The sequence below is a fragment of the Bacillus cereus group sp. BfR-BA-01382 genome (assembly GCF_022663475.1).
Taxonomy (GTDB): domain Bacteria; phylum Bacillota; class Bacilli; order Bacillales; family Bacillaceae_G; genus Bacillus_A; species Bacillus_A thuringiensis_S.
On the sequence record NZ_JAKUFQ010000162.1, the window covers coordinates 1 to 8,077 of the forward strand.

An 8,077-nucleotide genomic window follows, 5' to 3' on the forward strand; every position below is an offset into this window, starting at 1 on the left:
TGATTTTCTAAAATTTCTTTTGCCTTCTCATAAAAGAGAGATGAACCGAAAGTGAGGATAGAGAATGTAGGACTGCACATATATATACACTGTTTATTTTTATAAACTTCGGATCCTTTTAATATTTCTTCTACTTCACTTAAGAAATATCTATTACTATGCTCTTTTGTTCCGTTAAATAAGTAACTAGTATACAAACCTTTATTCTTGTCTATAAAGGCTTGAATTTCACTACGTTTATTCTTATCAAAGTCTCCGAAAACCCAATTGATTCTACGATTTAAACGATCATCTTCTAGAGTGATATTACTTAGTTTAGATAATTGTTTGATATAATGCTCCATAATTTCATCTGTGTCGATATTACTTACAATATCTTTTTCCCAAAAATCATCTGATTTGTAATTTTCTTTAGATTTATATAAATGAACTTCGGGTATTTTCATATTCCTTGGTGTAATCTCAGGTGTAGATATAACTTTATTGTGCTCAAAAGTCATAGTGATTTGTAAAGTAATTATACCTATATCATAGATGTTTGCAATTGCATAAGCTTCAGTGAATTTACCTTCGTTTTTTATTAAAAAGGGTAAAAGCATATATCTTTTATGATTGTGCATAACGAAATTTTTGCTTAAATTAAAACGATTTGTCTTTTCTATTTTTTTATCAATTTCAATTAAGTTCTCAAGTGTAAGACATTCAATTGGAGTAGTTGTATGTATTGCTACATAAGAACCATCCTTTTCTTCATTAATTATTTTGTATTCATTTATGTAATCTTCTTGAACACCAAATTCTTTATATAATTCATTAATTTTTTTCATATCAATATCAGGAGGTACAATAGCTTCATAGTGATAATTGAAATTGTCTTTTTGTTTAGTTGGATTATGTGGTTTATGAATTGTATATAACGCTTGCTTATGGTGCAGATACTTTTCATACCTGGAATTTGTTTTTCCAGTGTTCTTTTTGGAATTAATATAACAAACATAACCTCTGGATTCTTCGATATTTTTTTGGACCTGCTCGTATAAATCTTTATCGTAATTAATGACGCTATACATATTTAATACTTTATAAAACAATTGATCAACTCCATTTGTTAATAAAATTTTTTGCTGTTAGTAGCATTATCATTATATTTCTATGAAAGCATTGTTGGAAATAGGATATATTAATCGTGAAATTAAGATATATAGGGATTTATAGGAGTTCAGTCGAGATGCTTAAGTTGCTAGATGTGTGGTGCTGCCCCTAAAAGTAACAATGAACTAACAAATATAGAGAGGAGTGTGGATATAATCTACACTCCTTTTCAATATTGATTTAAAATTCAGCTTTACCTTTTAAAAACATATAGTAGAAAGTCACTCATTTTCATGAATATCATCTATACAAGCTTTACATAGTGAAGCTTCTTTTGTATCAAGTATAGTATGACATTTCGGGCATTCTCCTACTGCATTTTTATGACCACAATTAATACATATACCTAATTCATAATTATTTTCTTCTGACAAGTTAACAGTCAATTCTCTACATTCTTCACAAACAAAAGAAGCAAAATGGTCCTCAGAAACTTCAGGCATTTCGTCTTCTAATAATCTATAGATTAAACCGTCTACTTCTGTTAAAGATGATATATTAAGTTCATTTTCTGTCTTAGGCATAAAATTCCCTTGATCCTCATCATATTCAGCTTCACCATTAATATAGTCAATTTTAAAACTTCCTTGTAAATCTTCATTATAATAGACTAAAAAATCTACTGTACTAGTGCAACCATCAGTTTCATCTATATCTGGTTCTACATCCACATGTATACTTCTTTTGAGAATATTATGCTTAATCTCTAATATCTTTTCAAACTCAGTCAAAAGAGGCTCGTCATAAGTTACTTCAATGTCAGTTCTATAGTAAATTTCATCCTTAATGCTTTCAAAAGTTTCAGTAATATGCTCTTGAAATAAGCTGATAATTTGATCTGTACCAATAATCTCTATTCCTGCCTGTTCGGCGATGGACTCCTTCTCTTGACGCTTGGCTTGATAAGACTCTTCAATTTCGGTCTGCTTTATATATTCTAGGAATTGAGTAGATGCTTCTTTTAAATATTCCTCAAACTTCTCCTCAGCTTCAGTTATTATCGCCAATAAGTCCACCATACTTTTCTTATATTTTTGATATAACTTGACATCAATTAGTTTATTATGTGCTACATGATTTCTATCAGTACTAAAATGGCTCCACTTTCCACTAAATTGTCTTAGTGAACAAGAAAACCATTGAGAAAAATACTTTTCCCAAAAATCTATATCTATTTCCATTTGTTCCTTTAATAAATCAGTTAGTGCTTTTTGATGAGATTCAATTGATTTTTTATTATTTATAATATCACTCAAGATATGCTCAAATTTCCTACGATCTTTCCTTAGTTTGATACTCTCTTCTGTATCAGGTATAAAAGGATTTGATGTACTAAACATTGATTGATTTTTCATTCTATAAGTTTTATATTCCAAAATACTGACTAAATCATCTGTATCGATTGATAACAAATTTGCATAGACATTTTTAAAACTGGGTGCGCGGTCTTGATAACCACGAATTCTTGATGAATATTTATTAGTTAAGTGAGTTGGCATGAGCTTCCACCAATCTCCTCCTAAATAGTGCGATAAAACAGTATTTATCAGACGTCGTAAACTATTCTCAACTAAGTGAACATTTTTGTATAAATCTTCAGCAAATTCTTCTGATTGATGATCTGTAAGCCAGATACACTGTTCCCAATCTTCTACTATAAGATCTTTTATCATTATTTTTAAATTATGTAACTCTTGATCAGCGTTTTCATTTTCTTTTGCACGAATATCAATTTTCAGTTGGAAACTTCCATCCGCAGGAACAAAAATAAAGTCAATAAAGTATTCTTTCGTAGATAAAATTAGATAACAACTTCGCTTAGTATCTTCAGTATCATAAAATGATAATTTTGTTGAATTTAAATTTTGTTTAACTTTATGCATTAATTCATCTGTATATTCGTTAAAATCGAACTTATTCAGCTTTATGTCTATCATTACAAATCTTATCAATGTCTCTCTCCCTTTGCTAAAATAAAATTATACTAACCAATATAATTATACAATGAAAGAAGATAAAATAATGAAAGCTGCAAAAAATGATTAAAATCTATTGTAGGTTTGCTTAAGCTGAAAATTAAAAAGAACTTGTAGGAATCACTACAAGTTCTTTTTAGTTTCAAGTAAATATACGGGACAAACAAACCATTTTAACAGATTCATCATAGAAACTACAGGGGGAATGCTTTGACAAGTATCTTATATAATAGACATTCACATCTATATATTTTGATTTTGAAAATTGTGTGAATTAACAAAACAAGACGATATACCACTGTTTCTTCCTAAAAATTCTATTTAGTTATTTCGTATAAATAACTTTAAATTAACATCTACATCATAATTAAATTAGTGAAAATATAAATATAAGTAAACAGAGAAGAATATAGCATTCTTAAATATAAATATATATATTTATATTTAAGATTTATTAACTATAAGAAAATAAATTTCATATTATAACTAAATATAATTCATGGATATATGTAGGTAAACTCATCTTTTTTTACATATATTACAAAAAATCATTTATGTAAAAATTAAGCAAACATTTTTTATCTATTTTAGCTATGAATCAACTTTTGGGATATTAGGGTGAGTTACGTAAATCGCCTACTTCCCTAAATTTAAGATTTATTATATAAATTCTATATAACCAAAAACAACCAATGTGATCGTGTAGAAGAATATAGTGGCTGATTAACAGAGGTATGATGCGTTGGGATCTATTTATATATTGCTTATATATAATGTTTTTTTCTTTTTTATCTTCATTTATTTCTTCCACAATTTTTTGATGTTTCTGTATTATCACGACATGCATCTGATAAAAAACAAGGATCACTTTATAAGTATAATATTGTTAATTTATGTTATCATAATTTTATGTTTCATTATCTTTCATTTGATTTATACTAGAAATTTAAGGAGTTTTTTTGGAGGTAAATATGTATATAGATAGTATTGAAATTAGTAATTATAGATCTATTGGAGGTAATCCGCCGTTAAAGCTAGATATTAGCGATATTAATGTTCTGTCAGGAATTAACGATACAGGTAAAACTTCAGCTTTATTAGCATCATTTATTGGTTTAAATGGTGTTATAGAAGGAGGTAGGCATTTTACGGAATTAATGATTGGAAGTTCTCATCGTAAAGGTTTTGTTTCAGAAAACACTAAACAATTTATTAGGGTTGATTTTAAATGTAAGAAAGAAGATCTAGAAAAGATACGGGGATTTATGAATCAAAATGAAGCTTTAAAAAAACGTTTAGAAAACTTAGGAAAAAAAGGGATCAATATTGAAGAAAATAAGGTTACAGAATTTTTTTCAAATGCTGTAATTTCATTGAAAATGCCACTAAATAGGGGACCACTCTTCATTAGCTCTTACGATGATAGAGTTGATTTTGAACTTTGGGATGAATCTGTTGAGAACTTCTTTGGATATGAAGATCTTCGTGAACTATCAGATTTCTTATTTCGAACAATGAATTCTGTAACTGAACTAGAGAGATCCGTGAAAAGAATGAATTGTTTATATGTTCCAGGTGTTACAAGAAGTAATAAGCAAACTTTAATCGAAGAAGAAGATCGAAAATCACAATTAGTAACCTTTTTTAAAGAAATTTGCTCAGAAAAAGGGAAAACTGTGGGGAAATACGATGATTTTATGAAATATTTCAGGGTTTTACTCCCTGATTTAGTAAGGATTGATATAAATATTACACAAGGTGATGAAAAATCTGAGGATATATTCTTAACTTGGAACCAAAACGGAAGTGTAAAAGAACAACCATTATCCCGAAGTGGTGATGGAATTTATAATACTATATTTCTTGTTGCAAAGGTGCTAAACGATTTTGCATCAATGAATATTGTATTCATTGATGAGCCTGAAATAGGTTTACATCCAATGCTGCAACAGAGATTTATTAAGTTAATTAGAAAGCTTTCTAGTGAATTCCAAATACAATGGATGTTAGCAACACATTCTCCTTTTATATTAAAGTCCTTAAAGGATAAAGAAAAATTATATTTAATGAATCATGATGGTAATCAAACTATTTGTCAGGATATTGATATTGCTGATAAGGAGGTAGTTTTTAATACTTTAGGTGCTTATTTACCTCTAGCCCTTGCTGCAAGAGGTGTAGTGTTTGTTGAGGGACAAACTGAAGTTACAGTTTTAACCATACTATTAGATAAGGTTGGTTTAAATATAGAAAGAGAAGGGATATTAATTATTCCTCTTGGTGGTGAAAATATCTTTAAGATTGCTGCAAAAGATTTAAAAAAATTGCATGAAAAAAGTATGGTTATTTTGGATAGTGATTTACAACAACCTGAAGAACAAGGTGGAAATATAAGAAAAGTAAAATTAAGTTATGAAGTTGACTGCGCTGAAAATAATGTAGAATTCGTGATGCTTAAAGGGTATAGAACATTAGAAAATATGTATCCTAAAAATATTTTAGCGGAAGTTTTAAATAGAAACATAGAAAATTTAGATCATGGAACGTTTGATAAAGTACATGGAATTACAGAAAAAAATAAGCTTAAAATTGGGGAATTACTTGCAAATAAAATGTCTACAGAACAAGCTGAAGATTTTCCTCTTATTAAAGAAATAAAAAAATGGTGGAACGAGAAATGATAGGATAAATCGTTTAGAGATTACGGAGTTTCATATTTAGATATTGTAAAAATAATGATTTTATCCTTGATGTTCAACAAAAAATAACACCAACAATTACTTTAGGTGTTATTTTTTGTTGTTTGCTGAACATTTTACACTTCCCTAAATTAGATACGTAATGGATTAAGTATATTATCTTTTTCTTCCTTATTTAATTTATGGCGTACTATGATTTAGAATTTCTTGTAGCATAGCAATACGTAAAACTAATATTCAAGTATTGTGCACATGATGTGAGTACCTAAAGATTCTAACCTAGCAAAATCCTCAACATGTCATTTTTAAAGATAACTTGTGCTATTTTTAAGCTTTATTTTGCATTTTAAGTAGATGCTACTCCATACCTATCAATTCCAAATTTCTAATTCATCTTTTCAATTTGAATCTGCATTCACAAGATTCTCTTCATGTAGAGACAAGAATAACAAATATTTTTATTTTTAAAAGATCAACAAGAACATACAGATGGTAAAATATTCTTATCAATTTTGTTTTAAAGAGGTGTAATCATGCAAAGAGCTATGAATCAAGATGATATAGATGTATTCGCCTGGGAAGCTGAAAAAAATGATGGAAATAACTATAAATGTCCACACTGTAAATCTGCAGTAACACTAAAAAAAGGAGATAAGAAGATTGCACATTTCGCTCATAAATCATTAAGCCAATGTCCATTTAATTCAGAGCCTGAGTCGGAAGAGCATGTAAATATGAAGATGAATTTCATGAATTATTTGAGAAGAAATCGGCCAGAACTTGTAGTTGAAATCGAGAAAATTCTGATACCTGAAAGAAAAGCTGACATGGTTATACATGAAAATAATCAAACATTCATAGTTGAATTTCAGGCTTCCAAGATAGGTAGAAAAGAATTAAAAGAAAGAACAAGAGATTATAATATAGCGGGATATCCAATTCTTTGGATTTTTCATATTCAAAGACTAAAACTTGAAAACTTCACTAAATATACAAAGTATCAACGTGTTCCGGATGAATTGGAGTATTTATACGACGGAGACTCATTATTCATAATGAATAATACTGGATACATACAAAAATGTTTCTTAAAAAAGAAAGCAGGCACAAAATCAACCTTTAAACCCTCTTTCTTTAATACAAATAGAACTTTCAAATTCAATACAGTAATTATGAATCAAAAAAATAAAGAATCTTTGTATTTATGTCAAATGGGAAAAAATTCTCGTAAGAGTAAACAATTTTATTACTATGGATACTTATTGGATTCAAATAAGTATCTTACAGCTAATTCAAAAAGTATTATTAGACAATCGATTCAGGAAGAATTAATAAAAATAACTTCAGCACCTAATATATCCGTATACTCCCCCTATCATATTCAAAATGATATTATTGCATTTAATTGCTTTATATGTTCAGAAGATATAACTATTAAAAAAAGCTATCGATTTGGGAAAGAAATTTATATATTGCTTCAAAAGCCTCTAGCAAAAGATAAAATTCTTCAATTATTAAAAGAAGTAAAGTTGTTAAACATCCCAAAAGCAGCTCCTATTTCGGATAAAAAAACAGAAGCAAATTCGCTTCAACAAGTAGCTGCTACAACGATTGAAACAAAAGATGAACAAGAAAAATCCACATTAAAAGAGAATACTTCTTCACAGAAAATTCATTTAAAAAATAAAAAAAATTATTACGACTCATCAAACAGCAAAATACCTTGGTACAAAAAAACAATAAATGCGGTAACTAGTCTCTTTAAAAGAAAAAAGTGATTTAATATAAATTCTAAAAAATTTATATTAAACTGAACTACTAATATATCCCTTAAAATATTAGTAGTTAGTGTGGTTAACTAATAAGAAATAAAACCTACAAATACTCTTTAGGTTTTATTTCTTATCTATATAATAATTTTCAGTCCCTATAATAATGGATCTCTCTTAGACATGTCTATTCACTATACACTTCTTTCACCTAACTTAGTGGTTTGAACACGCTAAAATTTCTGGATGTAATTTATTAACTCTTTTTAAATAAAAAATGTGACCATTTGTTACTAAAATTACTGTCATAATAAATATACTTAATAATCCTATAGCACTAAAATCATTTAAATATTTTAATGCTAGCATCCATATAACAATGAAAGCAACTAAAAAAATAATATCACTAATAATTACAAAGATAGTCCTTTTCATGGAAATGTTCCTAATAAACATAGAATAGTTATCTTTTTTTAATTCA

General features: G+C 28.0%; 3 protein-coding genes and 2 pseudogenes. 2 read left to right on the forward strand and 3 right to left on the reverse strand.

The features are described from left to right. A pseudogene (locus tag MR160_RS31985) lies at positions 1–1,091 on the reverse strand (hypothetical protein); the annotation flags it as partial. 282 nt (positions 1,092–1,373) lie between these two features. Then, on the reverse strand, positions 1,374–3,104 hold the full coding sequence (locus tag MR160_RS31990) for a hypothetical protein (protein ID WP_242299065.1): 1,731 nt from the start codon (positions 3,102–3,104) through the stop codon (positions 1,374–1,376). Positions 3,105–4,099: 995 nt separating this feature from the next. On the opposite strand from MR160_RS31990, the gene MR160_RS31995 reads away from it, so the two are divergent. Continuing rightward, a complete protein-coding gene (locus MR160_RS31995; protein ID WP_242299066.1) occupies positions 4,100–5,809 on the forward strand; it encodes an ATP-dependent nuclease in 1,710 nt (569 codons plus the stop codon). Positions 5,810–6,360: 551 nt separating this feature from the next. After that, positions 6,361–7,605, forward strand: coding sequence for a competence protein CoiA (locus tag MR160_RS32000; RefSeq protein WP_242299067.1), 1,245 nt, complete (start codon positions 6,361–6,363; stop codon positions 7,603–7,605). A 207-nt stretch (positions 7,606–7,812) separates the two neighbouring features. Here the strand turns inward: MR160_RS32000 and MR160_RS32005 are convergent. After that, a pseudogene (locus tag MR160_RS32005) lies at positions 7,813–8,077 on the reverse strand (hypothetical protein); the annotation flags it as partial.

What these genes read in the sequence shown, in the direction of transcription:
- MR160_RS31995 (WP_242299066.1), top strand. Translation starts at nt 4,100, where the DNA reads ATGTATATAGATAGTATTGAAATTAGTAATTATAGATCTATTGGAGGT.
- MR160_RS32000 (WP_242299067.1), top strand. Translation starts at nt 6,361, where the DNA reads ATGCAAAGAGCTATGAATCAAGATGATATAGATGTATTCGCCTGGGAA.